The following is a 24,172-nucleotide window of genomic DNA, read 5'->3' on the forward strand; positions in this document are numbered from 1 at the left end:
TTTGGAACTCGAACGATCGAGGAACGTGGATTTATTAAGGTGCAACTTCTCGGACTCAACTAGAGTGGATATCAATTCGTGGATGGCTCCGTTTGAGTCGGCTTGTGCCCCCTAAATCCCCCATTCTGGGGGATTTAGGGGGCGAAGATCTCAGCCATGACGAATCAAGAGATTTGATGACAAGATTGACAGGTTATTTGATCCACGATCGAGCGTTAATCTCGGAACTTGCAGATGAAAATAGGAACGATCGAGCGTTAACCTCGGAACTTGGAGCTTGGAACTCAAACGATCGAGCTTTGAACTCGAAAAGCGGGTTAATTTGGTCGCTTGCCTTTTCTCTAGAGTAGGCTAGTGGTGCTTCTCTAAGTGCTTTTGGATATTGCGATGACTCTCGACCCCATTTCTACCGGAATTGCTCTAGAAATCGGCAAAATTGTTCTCAAAACAGTGTGGGAAGGGGGCGGTAAAGTCGCGGGGATGCTTGGCAGAACAGTAGACAAAGCAACCCAAAATCTAGTCTTTCAAGCCTCTCAGAAATATGTCGAGAATTATGAGAAGCGTCACGGCATTCTCAAAGTGTTGGGGATGCGGGAACCTGTGACGCTGGAGAGTGTGTATGCTGCCGTGCAGTTTTTAGACGATCGAGCCTTGCAACGATTTGAATCGGTGGAGGCGCTCGAAGAAACCTATCGACTCTCAGAAGGTCGCAGCTTTCAGGGAAAAGATTGCCCCAAGCAAGAAGGGCTAAAGGTCGCGAATGCAAAGCAATATTTGATGGTGTTGGGCGGGCCCGGAGCCGGGAAATCGACCTTTTTGCGGCGCATGGGTTTAGAAGCGCTGAAAGGAAACAAAGGAGCTTATCAGCCGGGTTATATCCCGGTGTTTGTTGACCTGAAAGTGTTTAATAAAGGGGAGATCAACATTGAGAAAACCATCGCCGAAGAGTTTCGGATCTGTGGCTTCCCGTCGCCCGAAGAATCGACGCAGAGACTTTTGCAGCAAGGCAAGCTTTTAGTCTTGCTCGATGGCTTAGATGAAGTGGCGACCGATCGCATGAATGAAGCGATCAGCCAGATTCAAAACTTTGTCGATGCTCACAAGCAAAACCGCTACATTGCATCGTGTCGAGTTGCGGCTTACCGTCATAACTTTCGGCTGTTTACCGATGTGGCGATGGCAGATTTTGATGATGCTCAGATCAAACAGTTTATTGATAACTGGTTTCGTCGAGAACCTGACATCGCTGAGGATTGCTGGAAAAAGTTAAATAGTAAAGACCACACGGCGGCTAAAGAACTGACGCAAACGCCGTTGCTGCTGACGTTGGTTTGTTTGTTGTATGAGCGATCGCGCAAGTTTCCCACGAATCGATCGACGCTGTATGAGCGGGCGCTGCGAGTGTTGCTCGAAGAATGGGCAGCCGAGAAGGGCATTCCGCAAGACGACCTCTATAAAGGGCTAGACACCAAACGCAAAGAGATGATGCTGGCAGAAATCGCCCATGATAGCTTTCAGCAAAATCGATTGTTCTCGACCCGTCGCGAAATTGCCGACCAAATTGAGCAACTGTTAAAAGAAATCTTGCCGGATGAGAAGGGCGTAGATGGATTAAAAGTGTTGCGTAGCATTGAAGTGCAGCACGGCATCTTGGTAGAACGGGCAGACGGGATTTATTCGTTTTCGCATTTGACGCTGCAAGAATATTTGACCGCGCAACACATTGATGACCAGCGACAGATTGAGAAACTGGTGACAGAACACCTGACCGATCGCCGTTGGAAGGAAGTTTTTATTTTGGTGGCGGGGCTGATGCGCGGCGGAGCCGATGAACTGCTGTTGCTGATGGAGAAAAAAGCTCAGACCTACCTCAACACCCCAAAATTAAAAGCTTTGGTCATGTGGGCTGACCAAGCAACAGCAGGATCAGCAGGAAACTATAAACCTGCGGCTAAACGGGCGGCAGCGATCTTTCTCCACCTCGACCTCGATCCCGATCGCGCCCTCGCTAACGCTTACGCCCATGCCCTTGCCCACATCCTCGACTTTCCCATCGCCCTCGCTGTCAACCTTGACCTCAACCCCGACCTCAACCATGTTCTCGTCCAGTCCCTCTCCCGCGCCCTCTCCCTCGCTTACACCTTTGAAAAAACAAAAATCTTTAAATCTGTAAACTTTGTTGTGTTGATTGCTCGACTAGAAGCTCTGAAAACTAAGATTTCCAGAAACAATCAACCTATCGAATTCTGCCGAGCCTTTCACAACAAAGTTCTGCAAACCTGGTGCAACGCCCTCAATCTAAATTTAGAATTAGTCGATTTATCTGAAGCAGAAACTGAAGCTTTAGATAACTATTTCTATGCAAGTTGGCTGATGGTGCGGTGCAGACAAGCCGCCGTGCGAGTGTCGCCTACAACTTGGGCAGACATTGAAGACCGCATGGTGACGGTGAGAGACTAAAGTTTGGGGTGTGAAGTGTAGAAGAACTCGCCCTCACCCTAGCCCTCTCCCGCAGGAGCGATCGTGCATACACGCGTTGATCAATCCGTCATTGCCGAAATTGTTTGCCCCCTAAATCCCCCATTCTGGGGGACTTTGAGCCAGAAAGAGGGTCAGCGTTCAAACCATTTCTCAGGGTCAAAGTCCCCCAAAATTGGGGGATTTAGGGGGCACAAGCCGACTGAAACGCAGCGATGCCTTCGGCACACGCAAGCGTGACTGAGACGGAAACTCTGCTTTTACAATTACAATCCACCTGAATTTTAGCGATTCTCACTCTTCATCAATAGAGTCGTCATCGATCGTCCCACCCAAAATACTTTCTGCTGTAAATTTTCGGTTGATTGTAGAGGTAGTGCCCCCGTGCCTACCCCTGACATATGGAGGGCAACCACGGGGGGATTGCCCCTACCCAGGTTATTCTCTATTCAGCAACGCCACATTCTAACGATCGCCAGTTGGCACCGCATAGTGAATAATCGCCAGAAATCGAATCGGTAACTCAATCAGCTTTTCAGGGCCGTGAGGAACTTCACCCCGAAAGCTCAAAGAATCTCCTGGCTCTAACAAATAAGTGTGGATTCCGTGGCGATATTCCAGCTTGCCTTGCAGCAGATAGATAAATTCGATGCCGGGATGCTCAAATGTGGGGAAGACCTCAGACGCATCATCCATTGTGATCAAAAACGGCTCAAACAACTTCGTCGGGCCCTGATCGTATGCCAGCAAATGATAGGTATGTCCGCATTTCGTCCCGCGTCTCACCACCTCCATACCGTCGCCTTGTTTAACCAACTGTGCGCCGCCTGCTGGCATATTGTAGTTGCGAAATAGCGTCGAGAGAGACACGCCTAATGCACTCGCTAACTTCCCGATCGTCTCTAAACTAGTCGCAGTTTGGGCGTTTTCGATTTTTGACAACATCCCGCGAGAGATGCTCACCTGTTCAGCGACTTCAGCGATCGTCAACCCATGTTTCTGCCGCAGATCTCGAATGGCGTTGCCTAAATATCGCTCTAAAGAGTTGCTAGAAGAGACTTCTGTAGTTTTTGCGGGAGCTTCTGTCATAGTGATTTATCTCGATCGTCTCGCTTAATGTGACGTGAATTCGATGAAGCTTTTCGCTACGGTTGCCAATCCGGGCTGCCCCCTAAATCCCCCAAAATTGGGGGACTTTGAACCTAAATTTTGGGCTTGAAGTCCCCCAGAATTGGGGGATTTACGGGGCTGAAGCGCTGAAGAACGCAGCGAAAGAACTCATCGAACTGACGTTAATGTGAATCATAGCAAGAAACTTTGTTGACACTCATGAAACTTCGATCCATGATGTTTACTAAAGTTTTCCGATGAAAACTTGCAGGAGTTGTCATGCCGTTTCGTCTCTTAAAATTCGCTCTGTCGAAAGAACATCCCGAACCGCGAATGTTTCGCCAGCCCGATCGTTTAAAGTCAAATTACGATGCGGTGATTATTGGCGGCGGTGGGCATGGATTGGCAGCCGCTTATTATTTAGCACGCGATTATGATATAAAAAATATCGCTGTGCTAGAAAGAGGCTATATCGGTGGAGGCAACACTGGACGCAACACAACGATTATCCGATCGAACTATCTCACCCCAGAAGGCGTAAAATTCTACGATGAATCGGTGCGACTGTGGCAAGACTTATCACAAGACTTCGATCTAAACTTGTTCTATTCAAATCGCGGACACTTCACTCTGGCACACACCGATTCATCACTCAGAACCATGCGCTGGAGAGCCGAAGTCAACAAACATTTTGGCATCGATAGCGAACTCGTTGATCCCTCTGAAGTGCAAAAAGCTTGTCCGATGATAGATATGACCTGTGGAGGCCACGCCCCAATCTTGGGGGCACTTTATCACGCACCTGGCAGCATTGCCCGTCACGATGCGGTCGCGTGGGGTTACGGTCGCGGAGCCGATTTGCGCGGAGTCGAGATTCACCAACAAACCGAAGTTTTGGGGATTCAGATTGAGTCCGATCGCGTCACCGGAATTGAGACTTCGCACGGCACGATTTCAACGCCTCGCGTTTTATGTGCGGTTGCCGGATTTACGCCGCGAATTTTAGACATGGTGGGGTTACGATCGCCGATCCAGATTCACCCCCTACAAGCGATGGTCAGCGAACCGATGAAGCCCTGGCTTGACCCGATTATTGTCTCTGGAAGCCTGCACGTTTACGTCAGTCAAACAGCGCGAGGAGAGTTGGTAATGGGTGCCTCGCTTGACCCTTATGAATTGCACTCTACGCGATCGACCCTTGATTTTGCCGAAGGACTCGCCGCCCACATGCTAGAGCTATTTCCGTTTTTGTCTCACGTCAAAGTGGTGCGTCAATGGGCAGGCATGGCAGACATGACCCCCGATTTTGCGCCGATTATGGGCAAGACCGCGATCGAGGGATTCTATCTTGATGCAGGCTGGGGCACTTGGGGGTTTAAAGCAACGCCTGTGTGTGGCAAAACAATGGCGTATACCGTGGCAAACGATCGCAATCATGATCTGATTCAAGATTTTTCGCTGTCTCGATTTGAGCGATATGAATTGGTGGGTGAAAAAGGCGCAGCGTCAGTGGGTCACTAACCATGAAACTTATGACTTGTCCGATTAACGGTTCACGACCGATTTCAGAGTTTTTTTATGGGGGAGAGCTGCGATCGATGCCTGACCCAAACATGGTGACGGATGAGGTTTGGGCAGACTATGTGTTTCACCGTAATAATGCTCCGGGTATTAAATGTGAATGGTGGTGTCACATACCTAGCAACTCCTGGTTTATCGCTGAACGAAACACGCTAACGGATGAAATTATACACACTTATCTGTGGGGTGAGGTCGTATGAATCAACGCAGACTACCGCTCATCTCAGGAGAATGGATCGATCGCAGTCAGCCGATCGAATTCACGTTTGAAGGAACTCGCTTTACGGGATATGTAGGGGATACGATCGCCAGTGCGCTTTGGGCATCAGGTCAGCAAATCTTGGGACGCAGCTTTAAATATCACCGTCCGCGTGGGATTTTGAGCCTCGCCAACCATGACGTAAATACTTTAATGCAGTCTGGGCAGAAACTAAATATCCGAGCCGATGTCACGCCGCTAGAAGATGGAATGACGCTTTCAGCCATTAATACTTTTGGGGGAGTGATGGGCGATCGTGCGAGTGCGATCGAGTTTTTCTCACCGTTTCTCCCAGTTGGTTTCTACTACAAAGCGTTTAACAGCAAGCGTTTATTTCCTTTCTGGGAACGCTTGATTCGCAACATGACAGGGCTTGGACAGGTAGACTTCTCGACTCCTCACATTCGGACTGCAAAACGCTATGATTTTTGTGATCTTTTAGTGATTGGAGCAGGCATATCAGGACTCTCGGCAGCACTCTCGGCGGCAGATTTAGGTGCAGACGTTGTGATTGTCGATGAGAGCGCTAGAGCGGGAGGATCGGGTCACTACCAATTAGGAAATGACCCACTCCAATTAGAGAAAACAAACGAATTATTAAGCGCTGTCGAGAATCATCCGAGAATCCGTCTCTATACACAAACACAAGCGGCGGGATATTATGCCGATCGCTGGATTCCGTTATTAGATCGCGATCGCTTCACTAAAATGCGCGCAAAAACAGTCATTGCCGCAACTGGAGCCTATGAACAACCTGCTGTGTTTCGCAACAATGACTTGCCCGGTGTCATTCTATCAAGTGCAGCGCAACGATTAATCTATCGCTATGCAGTCAAACCGATGAATCGGGCTGTAGTTCTGGTTGCCAACGCTGATGGATACCGAGCGGTAATAGATTTGATTACAAATGGGGTAACAGTTGTTGCAGTGGTTGACCTGCGTGAAAGTTCTCTCAAAAGTGATGTGGCGCAAACGCTAGAACAGCAGGGAATCTCAATCTTTTTAGGCTACTGCGTCTATGAAGCGAGAGCCAATCCGGGTCGCGATGGCGTATCGGCGGCAGTGATTTGCCCGATCGACGTAAACGGCAACCCGCAAACAGGATTTAGGCAAACGATCGCGTGTGATGGCATTGTAGTTAGCGTAGGCTGGGCACCTGCGGCAAACCTGCTCTATCAGGCGGGCACTAAAATGCGGTTTAATAAACGGTTGCAGCAGTTTGTCCCGGAGGTTTTACCATCTGGTGTATTTGCGTGTGGTCGGGTGAATGGCGTTTTTGAGTTTGAACAGAAGTTGATTGACGGTCATCGGGCGGGTCTAGAAGCCGCTGCTCATCTAGGATTTGACTCACAGATTGAGGTGACAATCTCGCCCGAACTAGAATCACCTTCACACCCGTGGGCGATCGTCGAACATCCTGCCGGAAAGAATTTCGTAGACTTCGATGAAGACTTGCAATACAAAGATTTTCTCAACGCTGCCCAAGAAGGATTTGACAACATTGAACTACTCAAGCGATACACAACCGTTGGAATGGGAGCAAGTCAGGGCAAACACTCGAATATGAGTGCGCTGAGAATATTAGCGCGAATCACTGGGAAGACTCCGGGTGAAGTCGGCACAACGACCTCTCGACCATTTTTTCACCCAGTTCCGCTCTCACATTTAGCAGGGCGAGGCTTTACGCCTGAGCAACGTACTCCACTACATAGTCGTCACGTCAAACTGAATGCTAAATTTATGTTAGCGGGAATGTGGCAGCGACCTGAATATTATGCTCAGTCAGGAAAAAGTCGCGAGGAGTGTATCTGTCTAGAAGCTCAGGCAGTCAGGCATCAAGTAGGAATCATCGATGTCGGGACGTTGGGCAAGTTTGAGATTCGCGGGGCAGATGCGGCTGAGTTTTTAGAGCGCGTTTATGCTGGGCGATATAGCAAGATGAAAATCGGCACCACGCGGTATGCACTGATGCTGGATGAAACGGGAGTGACGATCGACGATGGCATGATCGCCCGACTCGGAGCAGAGCATTTCTATTTCACAACGACGACATCGGGCGCTACCGCGATCTATCGTGAGTTATCTCGTTTAAATACTTTGTGGCGGTTAGACTGTGGAATCGTGAATTTGACCGGGGCACGATCGGCAATCAATCTCGCGGGACAATATTCCCGTGATGTGTTGTCTAAGCTCACTGATTTAGATCTCTCTAGCGTTGCATTTTCTTATCTCGCCGTTCGTGAAACACACATTCAAAATATTCCTGTGATGTTGATGCGAGTCGGATTTGTGGGTGAGTGGGGTTATGAAATTCACGTTGCAGCAGATTCTGCTCCAGCATTGTGGGATCTGTTGTTAGAAGCAGGATTTGAGTATGATATTTGTCCGTTTGGCGTTGAGGCGCAGCGCCTTTTGCGACTCGAAAAAGGGCATCTAATTATCGGTCAGGATACCGACGGGTTAACGACTCCAATCGAAGCGGGGCTAGAGTGGGCGGTGAAGATGGATAAATCCTTTTTTATCGGGCAGCGCAGTTTACAAATTTTGGCAAAACGACCCATTAAACAAATCCTGATCGGATTCATGCTTGATCCTAATTTTCAAGGAACACCGCCGCAGGAATGTCATTTAATCATTCATGGCAATGAGATTGCAGGTCGCGTTACGAGCGTTGCATTTAGTCCCATTCTCAATCGTCATATCGGACTCGCCTACGTGAAACCAGAACTGGCTGCGATCGCCGATCTCATCTCAATCCGCCTATCAGACGGCACGATCGTATCAGCAACCATCACCCCCACTCCGTTCTATGACCCTGAAACCTCACGCCAGCAAGAAGACGTTACCCAACTTCAGGAGGTGACGGTATGATTCGTCGCATTAGCCCTAATCACGATCGACTTCAATCTCTGAATGGCACCTGGCGCGACATTAATGGAATGCCATCCCTCGTTTCCATTCCTGGAGATGACAGAATTGTGGCGAATTTGGGCATCGCTGATCTGTCATTTCTCACCCGCTTTGGGGTCAAAGGAGCCGGGGCTGTCGCTTGGCTTGAGAGTCAGAAGCTTGAGGTGCCCGATCGTGCCAATACCTGGAAGCCTCTCCCCGATGGCGGAATCATCGCCCGTCTTGGTTTGACTGAGTTCTTGATCGAAGATAGCTTACACAGCAGTTTTGCGCTGCGTTTGGCTGAGGCGTGTCAGTCTGTTCCCGCGAAAGTTTATCCGGTGTTGAGACAAGATGCCGCGATCGTGCTGTGTGGTAAAGCGATTCAAGATCTGTTGCGACAAACTTGTAGCGTTAACTTTCAAGCGTTGTCTCTGGCTGAACATCCTGTAATTTTGACGTTGATGGTAGGCGTTAGCGTTACGATTATTCCAATTTTGCCTGACCGTTATCGAATCTGGTGCGATGGCACGTTTGGAGCTTATTTATGGGAAACTTTGTTGACGATCGCGCAAGAGCTAGGCGGGGGAGTTGTCGGTGTCGATCGCTTGATTTAAGTTCAGACTAATTTTTAGGAGAGGAAACCATGACACCAGCAGAAGCGACTCAATTTTTAGCCGCGCATCAGATCAAGTTTGTTCTGGCGCAGTTTGTCGATATGCACGGAACCGCCAAAACAAAAGCCGTTCCTGTCTCACACTTTGAGGATATTTTGTGCCCAGGTGCAGGCTTTGCGGGGTTTGCCGTCTGGGGCTTGGGAATGCAGCCTAACAGTCCCGACTTTATGGCAGTGGGCGACCTGTCAACGCTGTCGATCGTGCCCTGGATGCCCGGATTTGCCCGCATTGTCTGCGTCGGTCATGTTCACAGCAAGCCTTACGCTTACGATGCCCGATTTATTTTGCAACAGCAGATCGATCGCTTGACCCAAAAAGGTTGGGCACTCAACACCGGGGTCGAGCCAGAATTTGTGCTACTCCGCAAAGATGAACAGGGTAAAATTCAGCCGTGCGACTCGACCGATACCCTTGATAAACCTTGCTATGACTATAAAGGGCTATCTCGGAGTTTGACCTTTATTGAGAAGCTGGTAACGAGTCTGCAAGCGGCTGATTTTGATGTCTATCAGATCGATCACGAAGACGCAAACGGTCAATTTGAAATCAATTACACTTACACGGATTGCTTAACGACTGCCGATCGCTTTATCTTTTTCAAAATGGCAGCGTCAGAAATCGCCAAAGAACTGGGGTTAATTTGCTCCTTTATGCCCAAACCGTTTGCGAACCGAACGGGCAGCGGAATGCACATGCATATGTCAATGTGGGAGGGTGACACAAATCTCTTTGCAGATGACACCGACGATCGGAAATTAGGGCTGTCAAAACTGGCTTATCATTTCATGGCAGGATTGCTCGCCCACGCTCCCGCATTGACTGCCATTTGTGCGCCGACAGTGAACTCTTATAAGCGGTTAGTGGTGGGTCGATCGCTGAGTGGGGCAACCTGGGCACCTGCCTATATTACTTACGGAGATAACAATCGTTCTAGCATGGTGCGCGTTCCGGGCGGACGGTTAGAGTTGCGTCTTGCCGATGGGTCTTGCAATCCTTATCTGGCAACAGCCGCCGCGATCGCCGCAGGGTTAGACGGCATCGAAAAACAACTCGATCCGGGTGAACCGTGGAATGTGAATCTCTATGATTTCTCAAATGTAGAACTTACAGAAAAAGGAATTCATACACTACCGCAGAGTTTAAAAGAAGCGATCGACGCGCTTGTCTCTGATGACGTGATTAAAAATGCGTTAGGTGTTTTAGCCGATGAATTTATTAATCTAAAGCAAATGGAATGGGTCGAATATATGCGACACGTTTCTGAATGGGAAGTTCAACGTTATCTAGAATTCTTCTAAAAGATTATGTGTGGAATTGTTGGACTACTGGTTAAAAAACCTGAACTACGAAAATCACTCGGTGAAATGATAGTGCCGATGTTGATTGGGATGAGCGATCGCGGGCCCGATTCAGCCGGACTTGCTATCTTTACAGAAATGCTAGATCCAAGTCATCGCAAACATAGTCTCTACTCCGGTGACAAAGAATTTAATTGGTCAGAATTGCTCTATAAATTTCAATCACACTTTGAAGGAGATACTGAAATTGATAGTCAAGGCAATCACGCAATCTTGATTAGTGATGCCGATCCAGAATCAGCAAAACAATGGATCAAACAACACTATTCACAGTTGTATATTTTGTCTACAGGAAGATCAATTAACCTCTATAAAGACACTGGAACGCCCCAAGAAGTCAGCGATCGCTATCACTTCAAATCGCTCAAAGGCTCTCACCTCGTTGGTCATACGCGTATGGCAACCGAGTCGGCGGTGACAGCCGCTCACGCTCACCCTTTTACGGCTGGCGAAGATTTCTGTCTCGTCCACAACGGCTCTCTCTCCAACCCCTATGAGATTCGTCGAAAACTTGAGCCACGTGGTATCAAGTTTGAAACCGATAACGACACCGAAGCCGCCTGTCGCTTTTTAGAATGGCGAATGCGTGAAGGCGACAACTTGGAAGCCTCAATCCAAAAGGGATTTGAAGCGTTAGACGGCTTCTACACGTTCTTAATGGGAACGACAGACAAACTCGCCTTGGTGCGCGATGCTTTTGCCTGTAAACCTGCGATCGTGGCAGAAACCGATGATTATGTGGCGATCGCGTCAGAGTTCCGATCGCTCGCTCATTTACCTGATGTCAACCACGCCCATCTCTACGAACCCGCACCAGAGGAACTGTATGTATGGACAGTGTAATCTTCGACTTATCGCAAACTCCGCTACGCGAGGTGAATCAGTTTCTCCATCACAACGCCAATGGGAAGCCGATTAAAATTTTGAATCCCAACGGTGCCCATAATATCGCTATCGGACTTGATTCACCTATCAGCGTTGAGATTGCGGGTCACGTCGGCTATTATGCTGCGGGAATGAATCAGTTAGCGAACGTGACGATCGACGGCAACGCAGGGACTGGGGTTGCAGAAAATATGATGTCTGGACGGGTTCATGTCAAAGGCTTTGCGTCTGTCTCGGCAGGGGCTTCTGCTCAAGGGGGATTGCTGATCATTGATGGCAATGCGAGTTTGCGCTGCGGCATTTCACTTAAAGGTGGCGATATTGTAGTAGGTGGGAGTGTAGGTAGCTTCTCGGCGTTTATGGCACAAGCGGGGCGAATCATAATTTGTGGAGATGCTGCTGACGCGATCGGAGATTCTCTCTATGAAGCAGTGATCTATATTCGCGGCACTGTAAAATCTCTGGGGGCAGATGCCCAGTTTGAGCCGATGTCAGAAACCGATTATCAAACCGTCGGTGAGCTATTAGCAAAAGCCGAATTTTGTCACGACCCCAAAGAGTTTAAGCGCATCGCCTCCGCCAAGCAGCTTTATCACTGGAACGCGGATGCCAATCAGGAGTATTAACCCCATGAATCAGTCTGAATCAGGCCAATCTTTCTCGCTTGAAGAATCGGCAGGCTACGATCGTCGCATTCTCAACTACATTCAAAATGCTGCCGCTCATGGGCTTTATGAAATTCGCGGATTGGGCGCTAAACGTCGATTACCTCATTTTGATGATTTAGTCTTTCTCGGTTCGTCGCTGAGTCGCTATCCTCTCGAAGGCTATCGCGAAAAATGCACCACGAAGACGATTCTCGGCACTCGCTTTGCCAAAAAACCGATCGAGCTAGAGATGCCAATCACGATCGCAGGGATGAGTTTTGGGTCACTTTCTGCCAACGTCAAACAAGCCCTCGGACTCGCCGCCACCGAAGCGGGAACCTCGACTACGACAGGCGATGGGGGTATGACATCAGAAGAACGGCTCTCGTCTAAAACCCTAATTTATCAATGCTTACCGTCTCGCTACGGATTCAATCCTGATGATGTGAGAAAAGCAGACGCGATCGAGATTGTCATCGGTCAAGGCGCAAAACCAGGCGGAGGTGGAATGCTATTAGGACAAAAAGTAAATCCTAGAGTGGCAGAAATGCGAACGCTACCCGAAGGAATTGATCAACGCTCGGCGTGTCGTCATCCTGATTGGACAGGGCCCGACGATCTCACCATTAAAATACAAGAACTGCGAGAACTCACCGATTGGGAAAAACCCATCTATGTCAAAATCGGCGCATCGCGAACGTTTAACGATGTCAAGCTGGCGGTTCACGCGGGGGCAGATGTGATTGTCTTGGATGGCATGCAGGGTGGCACCGCCGCGACTCAGAGCGTCTTTATCGAACACGTTGGCATTCCGACTCTGGCAGCCCTTCGGCAAGCAGTGGAGGCACTCGAAGATTTGAATATGAAAGACCACGTGCAGCTAATTGTGTCGGGCGGCATTCGCACCGGGGCAGATGTGGCCAAAGCTCTAGCAATGGGAGCTGATGCGGTGTCGATCGGGCAAGCGATTCTAATGGCTTTGGGCTGCAATAGTGAAACCTATATTCAAAACGAGACTCATCATTCAGCGATCGCAGACTACAACGCATTGGGAACAGCCCCAGGATACTGTCATCATTGCCACACGGGTCAATGTCCAGTTGGAGTGACTACACAAGATGCAACGCTAGAAAAACGCCTGGAACCACAAGTCGGAGCACGTCGCGTTAAAAATTATTTACAGACTCTAAACATGGAATTAACCACGATCGCCCGTGCCTGTGGAAAGCAAAATGTCCACCATCTGGAACGCGAAGATCTGGTGGCTCTCACTGTTGAAGCGGCGGCAATGGCGCGGATTCCTCTCGCCGGAACAAGCTGGATTCCGGGCTACTCTAACTTCTGACCCAACTCACCCACCCACACTTATGAATCAGTTTGAACAGACCGCAGAACCGTCTTCTACTTCAGCATCGATCTATACGATGTTGACCGCTTTGCTGAATTTTGTGTGTGCGACCACCGACTGGGAGTATGGTGAATCCTGGATTCCTGATCAAGCATTCAACACGTTAGAGTTGAGCCTCGCCTGGTGTTCCAGCAATCAAATAGAAATTTATCGGGCGATCGCGTGGTCACAGTTTCAGCTTTGCAGTCAGGCGTTTGTGCTGCATCGAAACGAGGGCTTACCTGGACGGGTGTGGGCATCTCAAAAAACAGAGTGGATTACTGACGCTTCCGCTCACTCAGAAACCTATTTTTTGCGGCATCAAATTGCCCAAGCTTTTAGCGTTAAAGCAGGGTTTGGCGTGCCGATTCTCGTCGATTCTAAGGTTTTAGCGGTGGTGGTTTTTTTCATGTCTACGGCTCAACCTGAAAACCCGGTTTTGATTCAACAAACGCAAGATGCGATCGCCCAATTTAGACAATTGTTGCCTTTTGAGTAAGATGAGAGAGTTAACACTGAGTGCAGCTTGGATAATTTTATGGCGGACTATCAAACAATTGAGTATCGCATCGGCAAAGATGGCAAAATCACTGAAAGGGTGTTGAACGGTGACACAAATTGCACAGAAATGACGTTAGAAATCGAACGAGCGATCGGCACCGTTGAATCGCAGAAATTATTGCCAGACTATTACGAAGGCGACGAATTCCTAATGGTAGAAGATACTCAAATTCGTCAGGTGAAGTCTGATGACGGATGATTCTAATCTGATTGGATTTGGGATTGTTCTTACAGTTGGGTGTATTGCTCTCGTCTTAAGCTGGATTGGCAAAACGCCCGATCGTAGCGAACTGTCCAACAATAACGAACTCACGGTCACTGAACTGCAACAGCAATGTCAACGACTCCGCGAAGAATTACGATTACAAAAAGAACAACTGGCGCTAGATTTTAGTAATGCGAACTTTGAACAACTGCAAATGCTATTAATCAACTATCCAAGCGCTTGTAAAATGGCGCAGACCAACCCTGATATGCCTGCCCAAAATTTAGTTGCCCTCTTTACACCTTTAGAAAATCTACTGCAAACGTGGGGCATGGAAGCGATCGGTTCTCCCTGGCAGCAGGTTTCTTACCATCCGCAACTCCATCAGCCCGATGTAGATGGTATCGCGATCGGCGAAGGCGTTTATATTCGCTTTGTCGGTTATCGCCAGGGAGAACGGATTCTCTGTCCTGCAAAAGTAAGCCGCACTCTTCCGCCTGGAGCGTTGATTAGTGTGGATTCTGGCAATAAACTTTAAACTTTTTCTATGACCACTGTCGCGATCGACTTCGGCACTACCACCACCGTTGTTAGTTCTCTCGAACCCGATACCCAAACGCCTAAAACGATTCGCTTTTCAGCGATCTCACGACTGTTAAAAGGAGCAGGCGACGAGGTTCCGGTGATTCCGACGCTGGTATTTGTGAATAATGTGGGGCAATTGATCCTGGGGGAACAGGTGCGATCGCAGCGTTTAGGCGTGTCTCAACCCGATCGCCTGTTTAAAGCGTTTAAACGCAATCTTGCTGCCGATTTTCAGCCCCCCGATCGTCACATTGATGGACAACGTTACTCGGTTGAATGGATATCTGAACAATTTCTGCAAGCGATCTGGCAACAACTTCAGCAACAGCAAATTGATCCATCTCACGTTGTTTTTACTGTTCCAGTAGGCGCGTTTGAACGTTATCTGGGCTGGTTTCGTGAGGTGGCATCTCGGCTCGGCGCTGCTGATGTGCGGCTGGTCGATGAGTCTACGGCAGCAGCTTTAGGCTATGCAGTGCAGCATCCTGGTGTCGTATTAGTTGTTGACTTTGGCGGTGGCACCTTAGATCTAAGCCTAGTGCGAACCACTGGAGTCTCTAAAGATTCTGACGTGCAACGGGCAGATGTGTTGGCAAAAACAGATGCTTATATCGGGGGTGAAGATATCGACCAGTGGATTGTTGAAGATTATTTGCATCAAATTGGCTCATCTCGCGACGCGATCGGGACGATCGGGTGGCAAACCCTGCTAGAAATTGCCGAACGTCTAAAAGTTCGTTTATCAACCACTGAAGAAGTCAAAGAAAGCTGGCTCGATGAAGAGACGTTTAGGTCTTACGATCTGCGTCTGACGCGCACACAGTTAGAAGACATTCTAGAAACGCGACAGCTATTAGAACAGGTGCGACAATCACTTGATGAAGTGCTGACGATCGCACGTTCAAAAGGCATTCATAAATCTGAGATTGAGCAAGTGTTGCTCGTCGGTGGCAGTTGTTTGATCCCGGCAGTGCAACACCTGATTGAGTCTTATTTTGGTCGGCAGCGAGTCAAGCTTGATAAACCCTTTGAAGCAGTCTGTCATGGTGCATTGGCGATCAGTTCTATAACGATCGCGGATTATCTGCGTCACAGCTACGCGATTCGTCTGTGGGAGCCTTATACTCGAACTTATTCCTACTTTCCGCTATTTGAGCAGGGCGATCACTATCCCTGTCAGCGGTCTGAACCACTGATTTTGCAAGCCGCGATCGAGGGACAAACTGACCTTCGTCTCGACATTGGAGAGGTCGCGGTGATCACTCAATCAGAAGTTAAATACGACGAACAGGGCAAAATGACGAGTCTACCGATGCGTCAACAAGAGACTTACCGATCGCTCGAAAGTCAGCACGAACAAGTATGTGTGGCTCACCTCGATCCACCGGGGCAAGTGGGTAGCGATCGCATCTCAGTGCAGTTTGAAGTCACCGATCAACGAGTGCTGATTGCGACGGTTCAAGATTTGTTAACGCAACAGATTTTAGTCGAGCGAGGCGCGATCGCTAAACTGCAATAGACCTCCTGCACGAATCCGGGAACGCCCCCTAAATCCCCCAAGTTTGGGGGACTTTGAGAAGACTTACGGTTTCAAAGTCCCCCAGAATGGGGGATTTAGGGGGCACAAGCTGACCTGAACGGAGCGAAACCTGAGAGAGTTTGTATCGAGAATTTTATTCATGCAGGAGGTTTTATGAGGGAGCCGCCCCAATCTAGCGACGACTTCCTCACGCCCAACTTCCTATAATTGAATGGTGACTTTGTTGTGCAACTCCTCCACTTGAACGGGTGAACCCTCGCCGATAACAATGTTGAACTTCACTAAAGAACGTTCAACTTGATATCCGGGCAACACCCGAACAATTTGATATTCAGTCATCAAGTCACTCGTGCCATCCCATTTGAACAATGCCAGTTGGTTTGATGCAATCTCACTCAGTTGTGAGACAAACTCTTCAATGCGATCGCTCACATTCACGAGAATGCCAGACGAGAGGAAGATGTAACGCTCTTGCAAATCTAAAGTGACACTGACTCGATACCGTTTTTCCGTTGAGCAACGCAACTCAACGGTGAACGAAATCGAGCCAGGAACGATCGTCCTAACTCCCATATTGTTTTGTCCTCTCGGTTAGTTCAAAGAGGACAAGAATGCTGATTGATCAGACGTTCCGTTGGGATAAAAAGTGTATGCAGGATCTTGATTCCAGCCTTTCAAGATCCCATAGCAAAGCTGACGGTGTACAATCATGAACGCCTCCTGAGTTAATTACGCTAACTAGGGATGGAAGTCCTCGGAGTCTGATTGCCTAGATCAGGCTTCGGGGCACAACTTCATCACTGCGGTGTATTGTACAAGAGTTTTTAGGTTTTTGGAATGCTAAATTTTTGAGGAGCAATTACCCCTCTAAGCAATGATTACGATCGCTTTCAAGAATAGGGAGAAGGAGCAACCGTCACTGCGAACTTTATCAAAATCAGCGTCAGTTTCTGCCATCTCACGATAGTTGGAGTCGAGGTCGGTTAGCTTCGCAACAGTCAGAGGCAAAGCTCGTCTAAAATTGGCGATTACCCCTTCGGAGAACTATGAAGCCATCTCTAGTTCAATAAGCAGCATTTTTACTCAGAATAAGGTCAGTATTCCAGCGTTTGGGTTTTCATTCAAGGATTGAATTGTGTCAAAGTGCGATCGCAACATGGTTTCGATGTCGCGAGTCGAACAATTTCCTCGACGAATCCATACAATGATAAAGTCATGGTGTTGGGCGTAAGTCCACAGAGTCCCTCGTTTGATTGGTCAAGCCCAATTTCGTAGACGTGTTTTGAATTTGGATATAAGTCTGCAAGGCGATCAACGAGACAAGGCGATAAATTCTGGTCATACAAAAGTTTCATGCTTGGGCGACGAGGGTTTGTCTTTCTCGATCAGCGGCGTAGCTCAAACAGGCTAAGATATCTTCTTGCGTCAAGTACGGAAAGTCTTCTAAGATTTCCTGGTAGGTCATGCCTGAAGCGAGGTAAGACAACACATCGTAAACGGTGATTCGCATTCCTCGGATGCAAGGTTTGCCGCTACGTTTGCCAGGTTCGATCGTGATGATGTTTTGATAGTTCATATGACTGTTTGTACCGAGTGCTTTGAGGGCGATCGCGCTTCTCTGTCTTATTCTACCTGTTCGATGAGTGATGCCTGAAATCGATCGTCGCTCAAAATCAGCATCGGTTTTTGCCATCTCACGATATTTGGGGTCGAGGTCGGTTAGCTTCGCAACAGCCGAAGGCAACGCTTGCTTGAGGTTGACGATCGCTGGTTACACCTGATTGAGAGACAATTTGATTTCTGATGATTCCCCCAATGCTTCGTTTACGACAATCAGGTTTGACTGATCGGCGTTTCCAAGTTGTTGGTTGGCGTTGAGTAACTCAATTCCATAAATGGTGCCATCTGGGGCTAGATCGATGTTCATCTCGCTGCTGACTTCAATCGTTTCAACTTGCTCTGTTTTGTCTCTGAGAGTGATGTAAGCGATGTTGTATCGAGGGTCGTAAGTGAGTTTCATAAGGCTAGTCCCATTACCAGAATTCATCTATTTCAATCCCGTTGCTGGGATTTAGTGCTTTTAGTCTAACTTGATCAGTTTGTGCCGTCAGAAGAACTTGACAATAACGGCAATGACAAGCCACGCTTTTGGTTCTGTTTCAACCGCGATCGCGTCAATTTGCTTGGTTGCATAAATCTTTTCTCTCCATTCTGCGTTGAAGGGAAAGCGGCGACGAAATCGAGTGCGATCGAAGTCGGCTTGAGCTACTTTTCCACCTTCCACGGTTGCAATAACTTCTTCAACGGTGGCTCCTCGTTCCACCAATCTCGCTTGAGCGTGAGGATGAATGGTAATGTTCACTATTCATCCTTTCAGCAGAGCTTGAAAACGATCGTCGCTGCGAACCCGATCGAAATCAGCATCAGTTTTTGCCATCTCACGACATTCAGGATAGAGGTCGATCGCTTGCTTGAGAGTGGCGATCGCTAATTCAACTTGTCTCTGTAACCCATAATTACGGGCTTGATTGTAAGTCGCGATCGCTTGTCGCTGCCGTAGTTTTTCTGTTTGTTGTTGCCAATATGAAAGTTCTTCTAAGAGCGTCATATTTCGCGTATGTTCATAGACTTTTTCGGCTCCCGATCGCTTCATTTCAACACAGTCAAAGTCTTTATTCTTCTTCATTGCTGATGACCTCTAGTGGAGAATAGATCCCAATCTCAGCGTAACCGTTTAACGTGTTGACGGCACGATACAGAGGAACTTTGTCAAAACGTACAATGTGTTTGAAATTCCAACTCACGATTAGGGCACAACCTGCTACTGTTGCTAGGGCGACGTGCAAGGCATCAGTAGCAGATTTGGGAGTGACGATGCCCGCATCGAGATAGGCTTTGCGAAGTTGAAGGGCTTGTTCGGAAACGTCTATGAGTTCTGCGATCGCCAACATTTGATCGAAGAACAACCGAACTTTTTCTGGAGCAGATTCGATTTCTGCTTGTACGATCGGTGGAGTGATTAGCTGAAATTGTCCTGCTTGAACTTGCTGGAAGAATGTTTGACTAGCTGTATCAAATTCTTCGTCGAACACGCCGCCAAACACAGAGGTGTCAGCATAGACGCGCAATGAACGAATGACCATACTTATTCCACCTGTTCTTGAATTAGCGCCTGAAAACGATCGTCGCCACGAATCCTATCAAAATCAGCATCCGTTTTTGCCATTTCACGATATTTGGGGTCAAGGTCGATCGCTTGCTTGAGGGTGACGATCGCTAATTCAGCCTGACCCTGCAACGCATAACAACAAGCTTTGTTATGCAGAGCTTCGTGATCGTCAGGTTTGTACCTGAGAGCTTGGTCGAAACTGGCGATTGCTTCTTCATGGCGTTGTAAATAAAACAGCGCAGTACCACGATTGCACCAGGCTTGGTAGTCTTTCGGTTTAATATCTAGAGCACGATCATAACTGTTAATTGCTTCTTCGTAGCGCTTCAATTTAGACAAGGCACAACCTTGGTCGTACCAGACATTATTATTCTTGGGATTAAGCCTGAGTGCCTGCTCAAAAGAAGCAAATGCCTCATCAAACCTCTTCAACCGTGAGCAAGTAGCTCCCCGATTGCTCCATGAAGTATCACTATTAGGATTTAATCGAATTGCTTGATCAAAATCAGCAATTGCCTCTTGACAACGGTCTAATTCAAACAGAGCATAACCACGACTATTCAGTGCTGAACTGTTGTTAGGGTTTATTGCAAGAGCTTGATTATAGCTGTCAATCTCTTCGTGGTATTTTCCTAGATTAGCAAAAGCGAGCCCTCGTTTGTGCCAAGTACTATCATCATCTGGACTAACTTTAAGAGCGTGATCATAACTGATGATCGCCTCTTCGTAGCGTTCTAAATTACCAAATGCAATGCCGCGATTGTACCAGACTGTATCGCTGTCTGGTTTGTGTTTGAGTGCTTGGTCATAACTAGCAATCGCCTCTTCGTAGCGTTCTAAATTACCCAGTGCAATGCCACGCATAAACCAGGCTTCAGGTAAGCCCGGTTCGTATTCTATTGCTTGGTCATAGCTGGAAATCGCTGCTTCATACACATCAGAAGCATAGAAAAGATTGCCTTGTTTAAAGAACAGTTGAGCTTTGCGTTCAGATGTTTGATTAGGCTCACCAATCCAGCATTGAATTTCTGCAATTTTGCGATCTCTTTCTGGTTGTGTCCAGTTGAGATACTCGTTGTAATCGGCTTCCTGTACTATCCGCAACGATTCTTGCTCTATTAGCTCCGAATTGGAAGGAATCTCAAAGATGCCACCGCCCCAATCAAAGAAATCAGGCGATCGCTGAATCAAATATTTAATCGCAAACAACGGCAGAACAAACACAAAACAGAGACGAGGAAAGCGATCTAGGAAACCATCTCGACGCTGGTTTAAGTGTCCAAGAATGGGCGGCAGATTGCTGAGAGTATAGTAGTCACCTTCACCGCCATAACCCGGTGTAATGTAAGGCTCCAAAGACTTTTCTAGCCCTTGAATAATCAAAATATTCAACTCATCTTTGTCGGGTCGAGCCTCCACCAAGTTGTATAGATTGTCGATTTCCTCCGTTAGCGACAACACCGCAATTTTCTTCTGAGAAATGTCAGACTTCACTCTGGCAATCAGACGAGTCGCCGTCGCAGGTGAACATTGCACAAACACGAGACCAAACCCCTTCCGCCGCTGGAGCGATCGCCGCAACGCCTGATAAACCTCTTCCTCAGAAGGTGACTTTTGACTCAGTTCAGCTAGATTCATGTGCGGCCTGCACTTTTTTCAACGCATCCTGAAACTTCGGAATTCCCTCAATCAAAGGATGCACATTGCACCAAACTTGTAGCTCATCCTGCTGATCATAATAGCGATATTCCAGCAAACATCGATTCAACATTAGCCGCATATGCTCGACATCATTCTCACGCTGCCGCACCGTACAAGCCTGCGCCAAAAGCACCCACTGATGCTCTTGAATCGCCCGGTTATAGGTTTCTCGCGTCTCATCGATCGCCCGTTTCGCCGCCTTCGCCGTAATCGGCAACTGATCTGTCCAGTCGATCGCTTTTTGGATCATCTGCATCAAATTTCGCACATGCCCACCACTCATCAGACACAACAGCCTCAGCGTCTCTGGACTGTCAAACACAGGCGGCGTGTCCAACCCTTCAACCCTGCCCTCCAGCGTTTGCATTAAATTGGGGTCGGTCAACACCATGCGCCGCATAATTAACTCTCGCAGCTTCTCTAACCCCTTCTGGTTCTCAGTGCCATCAGGATTTTTCACCATCACCATCGGCAACACATCCGGCTTATCGTAGTTGTCTTCTAGCTGAGTGCTGCGATCGGAATACACCATCGAAATCGGAATCGTGTAGATCACGTGGCAAGCTAACCCCCGCAAAATCTCACTACGACTCAGATAGATCTCGTCATAGTTACTTGGCTTGGTTGCCGATTCCTTCACCTCCACAATGCGATCCAAGTTGTCTGCTACCAGCACAACCCCTTTGCAGTCCTTGGGAAGCACCGATTTTGCTTCACCAATAAACTCATTCAAGGCATCCACCAGCGACTGAGTATTGGTATTGAGCTTTTGCCGAAACTCTCTCCGTTTGTCAGGCACAGCCCGCAGGTTAGCGCTGATTTTAGCAAACTGACTGATCTGCTGCTCTAGCTTCAAATCTGTAAACTCATACTCTGTCAGAGCAAACTCTTTGAGCCACTGCCAGCGAGACTTCATCCACTTCACAAGCGGATTGTGGTCTTCAGGAATCTGCACATCGCGCACTAGATGCCGCACACAGGCAAACAAAATATCAGCATATTCAGTATCCTGCGGCTCAATGTCTTCATCGTCTGCCGCAAAGTAAACGACCTTAAACTTTTCCGCTTCCAGATATTCCCGCAGTCGCAGCAGTTCTGTAGATTTGCCCACGCCCCGATGCCCAGAATAGAGTTGACAGGTTGGTTGCTTCGATCGAGCAATCTTTCGTCCCAACTCACGCACCACTTCCCAGCCGCCGCGCACTTCTTGGCAATCGACGTAGGCTTCTCTAGGTGGTGGCTGAAACGGCTCAAACGAGCTATAAATCTCAGTCAAATAATCCAACGGCATTGCTACTCCTCAACTGATTCAGCTCTAGACAATCTAGTTTTCAGGCATAGCTCATTACGAAGCTTTGGGCGTTAGTTGAGCAATGAGAGGGTTAGATTTATCGAGATGGCTGATACCGAGAATTGAGAAGCCCAAGATATTGCCCTCCTCATCAATTCGTTCCATCACCGCATCATGATTCGTTTCTCGCATATAACCAGGTTTATCCAAGAACACAACCTCTAAAAAGTCTCCCTCTGGATCAAACCAAACTTTGATTTGTTGATTCATCGCAACGACTCTCCCGATTTAAGTTTGTTAGTTAAATATACTGTCAAGATAAAAGCATCATTGATCAAGATCTTAACGACGATACAAAGCCACTTCTCTCCAACGATCGTATCTTTACAATAGCGGTAATACAAGATGACACTTGGGTCACTTTGGGAGCGCCTGACCTTTTCTGGCTCTATCAAAGTTTGCTCAAGCTCATGCTCTAAAGCTGTCATCTCTGGATGTTCGAGAATATGCTGCCGTCGCTCATCGGTTAGGCGAATCTGCCGTCCTTGGAAGTCAGTGAATGTAGTCATCTCGACGTTTGTCACTCTTCAACAACTTCGATCAGATCTTCGATCGTCACCTCAAAAACCCGCGCCAACTTCATCAACGCAGTGTAATCAACCGTTGCCAAAGTAGGAGAGTGAGCATAGCTCCTGACCGTGCCATAAGCAATTCCCGATCTTACAGAAACCTCTTTCAACGTCCAACCCTTTTCAGCAGCTAATTCCCGGACTTTTAATCGGATCAGTCCCATCTACTACTTGACAATTGCCGCGTACGCAGCATTTAATAAGTGTGTGCTAGAAGGCGATCGCTCCTCGGTCTGGACAACTCAAGAGCGATCGCCACCAAGTCCCACAAATGGAGACGTGACTATGATACCAGCCTCTCAGCCCAACCGATCGGGTGACAGTTTTGCAGCGTCAAACTACTGGCAGCGTTTGCATCCGTGGTGCATCATTCGGCTCCTGCCCAGAATGCAGCGGATCGTCGTTCAAAGGTTTCGTTATCGCAGTCAGGCAGAAGACTATTTGAAAGCGTTGAGACGCACATTCCCCAACGCTAGCCATGAAATCATTTTTGATCCCGTATCCGAATAGGGCGATCGCTCTAGCCTTCAGAAGACTGTAAGCCCGTTTGCAGCACTGACAGCACCGTTTTCATGTCACCCTTCAGCAGTGCAGACACCGCCAACCACAGCCCTGGAAACACCCGACTGCGAATAATGCCCCGCTCATCTGCGTTCAGCAAAACATACTCATCATCTTTCAGCACAAACCAATCTAGCTGCTGATCCAGTGTGCGCCAAACGATGTATTCCTGCACTCCGCTGCGACGATATGCCCGTTTCTTGTCGTGTAGGTCGATCGATACTGTACTGGCTGCCACTTCGGCGACCAGTTCTGGCGCACCTTCAATGTAGTCATCGGCGCTGATGGTCGCCTGTCTGCCTGGAATGAACAGAACTGCGTCCGGCTGTGGCTCATTGTCTGGATCTAGACGCACGGTGGGATTGTCACCCAAAACTACACCCGGTTTTGCGGTTTTATAAGTCCACAGCCAACCGATGATATTTCCGTGGGGTTCACCATGACTTTTAATGCGAAGCGGGGATGCCATGTAAGCTACACCTTCAATCAATTCGGCTTTTTTGACCTGCGGCATGGCTTGATATCGACGCTCAAACTCGTGGCGCGAGAGCCGATCGCCATTCTCCAAAGGCGGAACCGAAAGCATCTGTTTGGGAATAGTCACCATTTGCTGATTCTCCTCGATCGTCCCCATCACTAATCATAGATGCACAAATATC

General features: G+C 48.2%; 29 protein-coding genes and 1 pseudogene. 14 read left to right on the forward strand and 16 right to left on the reverse strand.

Annotated features, from left to right (window positions below):
- Positions 1-387 precede the first annotated feature (387 nt).
- Positions 388-2,460 carry an NACHT domain-containing protein gene (locus tag C7B65_RS00210; protein ID WP_073068913.1) on the forward strand — a complete coding sequence of 691 codons (2,073 nt, stop codon included), beginning with the start codon at positions 388-390 and terminating at the stop codon, positions 2,458-2,460.
- 483 nt (positions 2,461-2,943) lie between these two features.
- Here C7B65_RS00210 and C7B65_RS00215 read toward each other — a convergent pair whose 3' ends face one another.
- Positions 2,944-3,567: a helix-turn-helix domain-containing protein gene (locus tag C7B65_RS00215; RefSeq protein ID WP_073068914.1), complete on the reverse strand. Its 624-nt coding sequence runs from the start codon at positions 3,565-3,567 to the stop codon at positions 2,944-2,946.
- Between the two features lie 300 nt (positions 3,568-3,867).
- On the opposite strand from C7B65_RS00215, the gene C7B65_RS00220 reads away from it, so the two are divergent.
- Genes C7B65_RS00220 through C7B65_RS00275 form a run of 12 tightly spaced genes read left to right on the forward strand, consistent with a single transcriptional unit; the run spans position 3,868 to position 16,141 of the window.
- Positions 3,868-5,109 (forward strand): FAD-dependent oxidoreductase, encoded by a 1,242-nt coding sequence (locus C7B65_RS00220; RefSeq protein WP_073068915.1) that lies wholly within the window; start codon positions 3,868-3,870, stop codon positions 5,107-5,109.
- Positions 5,110-5,120: 11 nt separating this feature from the next.
- On the forward strand, positions 5,121-5,369 hold the full coding sequence (locus C7B65_RS00225) for a sarcosine oxidase subunit delta (protein ID WP_223257247.1): 249 nt from the start codon (positions 5,121-5,123) through the stop codon (positions 5,367-5,369).
- Positions 5,366-8,299, forward strand: a complete 2,934-nt coding sequence (locus C7B65_RS00230; RefSeq protein WP_073068917.1) for a 2Fe-2S iron-sulfur cluster-binding protein — start codon at positions 5,366-5,368, stop codon at positions 8,297-8,299. Before C7B65_RS00225 ends, C7B65_RS00230 begins: the two co-directional genes overlap by 4 nt.
- Positions 8,296-8,934, forward strand: coding sequence for an aminomethyltransferase family protein (locus C7B65_RS00235; RefSeq protein ID WP_073068918.1), 639 nt, complete (start codon positions 8,296-8,298; stop codon positions 8,932-8,934). The genes C7B65_RS00230 and C7B65_RS00235 overlap by 4 nt, the downstream gene beginning before the upstream one ends.
- 29 nt (positions 8,935-8,963) lie before the next feature.
- A complete protein-coding gene (gene glnT, locus C7B65_RS00240; protein ID WP_073068919.1) occupies positions 8,964-10,292 on the forward strand; it encodes a type III glutamate--ammonia ligase in 1,329 nt (442 codons plus the stop codon).
- Between the two features lie 6 nt (positions 10,293-10,298).
- On the forward strand, positions 10,299-11,195 hold the full coding sequence (locus C7B65_RS00245) for a class II glutamine amidotransferase (RefSeq protein WP_073068920.1): 897 nt from the start codon (positions 10,299-10,301) through the stop codon (positions 11,193-11,195).
- On the forward strand, positions 11,183-11,863 hold the full coding sequence (locus C7B65_RS00250) for a protein glxC (protein ID WP_073068921.1): 681 nt from the start codon (positions 11,183-11,185) through the stop codon (positions 11,861-11,863). The genes C7B65_RS00245 and C7B65_RS00250 overlap by 13 nt, the downstream gene beginning before the upstream one ends.
- 4 nt (positions 11,864-11,867) lie before the next feature.
- Positions 11,868-13,229, forward strand: coding sequence for an FMN-binding glutamate synthase family protein (locus C7B65_RS00255; protein ID WP_073068922.1), 1,362 nt, complete (start codon positions 11,868-11,870; stop codon positions 13,227-13,229).
- A gap of 22 nt (positions 13,230-13,251) precedes the next feature.
- The gene (locus C7B65_RS00260) at positions 13,252-13,770 is read left to right on the forward strand and encodes a transcription factor MYC/MYB N-terminal domain-containing protein (RefSeq protein WP_073068923.1); all 519 of its coding nucleotides are present in this window, start codon (positions 13,252-13,254) and stop codon (positions 13,768-13,770) included.
- A gap of 39 nt (positions 13,771-13,809) precedes the next feature.
- On the forward strand, positions 13,810-14,031 hold the full coding sequence (locus tag C7B65_RS00265; protein ID WP_073068924.1) for a DUF2997 domain-containing protein: 222 nt from the start codon (positions 13,810-13,812) through the stop codon (positions 14,029-14,031).
- Positions 14,021-14,575 carry a nucleotide exchange factor GrpE gene (locus C7B65_RS00270; protein WP_073068925.1) on the forward strand — a complete coding sequence of 185 codons (555 nt, stop codon included), beginning with the start codon at positions 14,021-14,023 and terminating at the stop codon, positions 14,573-14,575. The genes C7B65_RS00265 and C7B65_RS00270 overlap by 11 nt, the downstream gene beginning before the upstream one ends.
- Positions 14,576-14,584: 9 nt before the next feature.
- Entirely contained in the window at positions 14,585-16,141 is a 1,557-nt protein-coding gene (locus C7B65_RS00275; protein WP_073068926.1) for an Hsp70 family protein, read from the forward strand.
- Between the two features lie 222 nt (positions 16,142-16,363).
- On the opposite strand, the gene C7B65_RS00280 is transcribed toward C7B65_RS00275, so the two are convergent.
- From C7B65_RS00280 to C7B65_RS00335, 14 genes and pseudogenes are all read right to left on the reverse strand, one after another.
- Positions 16,364-16,735 carry a hypothetical protein gene (locus C7B65_RS00280; RefSeq protein ID WP_073068927.1) on the reverse strand — a complete coding sequence of 124 codons (372 nt, stop codon included), beginning with the start codon at positions 16,733-16,735 and terminating at the stop codon, positions 16,364-16,366.
- Between the two features lie 294 nt (positions 16,736-17,029).
- Positions 17,030-17,170 carry a hypothetical protein gene (locus tag C7B65_RS27570; RefSeq protein ID WP_181314299.1) on the reverse strand — a complete coding sequence of 47 codons (141 nt, stop codon included), beginning with the start codon at positions 17,168-17,170 and terminating at the stop codon, positions 17,030-17,032.
- 75 nt (positions 17,171-17,245) lie between these two features.
- Entirely contained in the window at positions 17,246-17,416 is a 171-nt protein-coding gene (locus C7B65_RS29440) for a DUF5615 family PIN-like protein (RefSeq protein ID WP_342352997.1), read from the reverse strand.
- Positions 17,417-17,460: 44 nt separating this feature from the next.
- Positions 17,461-17,517, reverse strand: a pseudogene (locus C7B65_RS29500) (DUF5615 family PIN-like protein); the annotation flags it as partial.
- Positions 17,514-17,738 carry a DUF433 domain-containing protein gene (locus tag C7B65_RS00290; protein WP_068815108.1) on the reverse strand — a complete coding sequence of 75 codons (225 nt, stop codon included), beginning with the start codon at positions 17,736-17,738 and terminating at the stop codon, positions 17,514-17,516. The pseudogene C7B65_RS29500 and the gene C7B65_RS00290, both read right to left, overlap by 4 nt.
- Positions 17,739-17,933: 195 nt before the next feature.
- Positions 17,934-18,182, reverse strand: a complete 249-nt coding sequence (locus C7B65_RS00295; protein WP_073068928.1) for a DUF2283 domain-containing protein — start codon at positions 18,180-18,182, stop codon at positions 17,934-17,936.
- A gap of 87 nt (positions 18,183-18,269) precedes the next feature.
- On the reverse strand, positions 18,270-18,524 hold the full coding sequence (locus C7B65_RS00300) for a hypothetical protein (RefSeq protein ID WP_073068929.1): 255 nt from the start codon (positions 18,522-18,524) through the stop codon (positions 18,270-18,272).
- Positions 18,525-18,527: 3 nt separating this feature from the next.
- Entirely contained in the window at positions 18,528-18,848 is a 321-nt protein-coding gene (locus C7B65_RS00305) for a TPR end-of-group domain-containing protein (protein ID WP_073068930.1), read from the reverse strand.
- Complete coding sequence (locus tag C7B65_RS00310) at positions 18,835-19,305, reverse strand: type II toxin-antitoxin system VapC family toxin (protein ID WP_083582583.1); 471 nt, start codon at positions 19,303-19,305, stop codon at positions 18,835-18,837. The genes C7B65_RS00305 and C7B65_RS00310 overlap by 14 nt, the downstream gene beginning before the upstream one ends.
- A 2-nt stretch (positions 19,306-19,307) precedes the next feature.
- Positions 19,308-20,750 (reverse strand): tetratricopeptide repeat protein, encoded by a 1,443-nt coding sequence (locus C7B65_RS00315; protein ID WP_181314300.1) that lies wholly within the window; start codon positions 20,748-20,750, stop codon positions 19,308-19,310.
- A 205-nt stretch (positions 20,751-20,955) separates the two neighbouring features.
- Complete coding sequence (locus C7B65_RS00320) at positions 20,956-22,323, reverse strand: ATP-binding protein (RefSeq protein ID WP_073068932.1); 1,368 nt, start codon at positions 22,321-22,323, stop codon at positions 20,956-20,958.
- Positions 22,324-22,377: 54 nt separating this feature from the next.
- Positions 22,378-22,593: a DUF2283 domain-containing protein gene (locus C7B65_RS00325; RefSeq protein ID WP_073068933.1), complete on the reverse strand. Its 216-nt coding sequence runs from the start codon at positions 22,591-22,593 to the stop codon at positions 22,378-22,380.
- A complete protein-coding gene (locus C7B65_RS00330; protein WP_073069267.1) occupies positions 22,590-22,892 on the reverse strand; it encodes a hypothetical protein in 303 nt (100 codons plus the stop codon). Before C7B65_RS00330 ends, C7B65_RS00325 begins: the two co-directional genes overlap by 4 nt.
- 11 nt (positions 22,893-22,903) lie before the next feature.
- The gene (locus C7B65_RS00335) at positions 22,904-23,116 is read right to left on the reverse strand and encodes a helix-turn-helix domain-containing protein (RefSeq protein ID WP_073068934.1); all 213 of its coding nucleotides are present in this window, start codon (positions 23,114-23,116) and stop codon (positions 22,904-22,906) included.
- Between the two features lie 7 nt (positions 23,117-23,123).
- On the opposite strand from C7B65_RS00335, the gene C7B65_RS00340 reads away from it, so the two are divergent.
- The gene (locus C7B65_RS00340) at positions 23,124-23,462 is read left to right on the forward strand and encodes a hypothetical protein (protein ID WP_219898309.1); all 339 of its coding nucleotides are present in this window, start codon (positions 23,124-23,126) and stop codon (positions 23,460-23,462) included.
- Positions 23,463-23,472: 10 nt separating this feature from the next.
- Here C7B65_RS00340 and C7B65_RS00345 read toward each other — a convergent pair whose 3' ends face one another.
- Positions 23,473-24,120, reverse strand: coding sequence for a Uma2 family endonuclease (locus C7B65_RS00345; protein ID WP_073069269.1), 648 nt, complete (start codon positions 24,118-24,120; stop codon positions 23,473-23,475).
- Positions 24,121-24,172: the final 52 nt, after the last annotated feature.

It is taken from the genome of Phormidesmis priestleyi ULC007, from assembly GCF_003003695.1.
GTDB classification, from domain to species: domain Bacteria; phylum Cyanobacteriota; class Cyanobacteriia; order Leptolyngbyales; family Leptolyngbyaceae; genus Phormidesmis_A; species Phormidesmis_A priestleyi_A.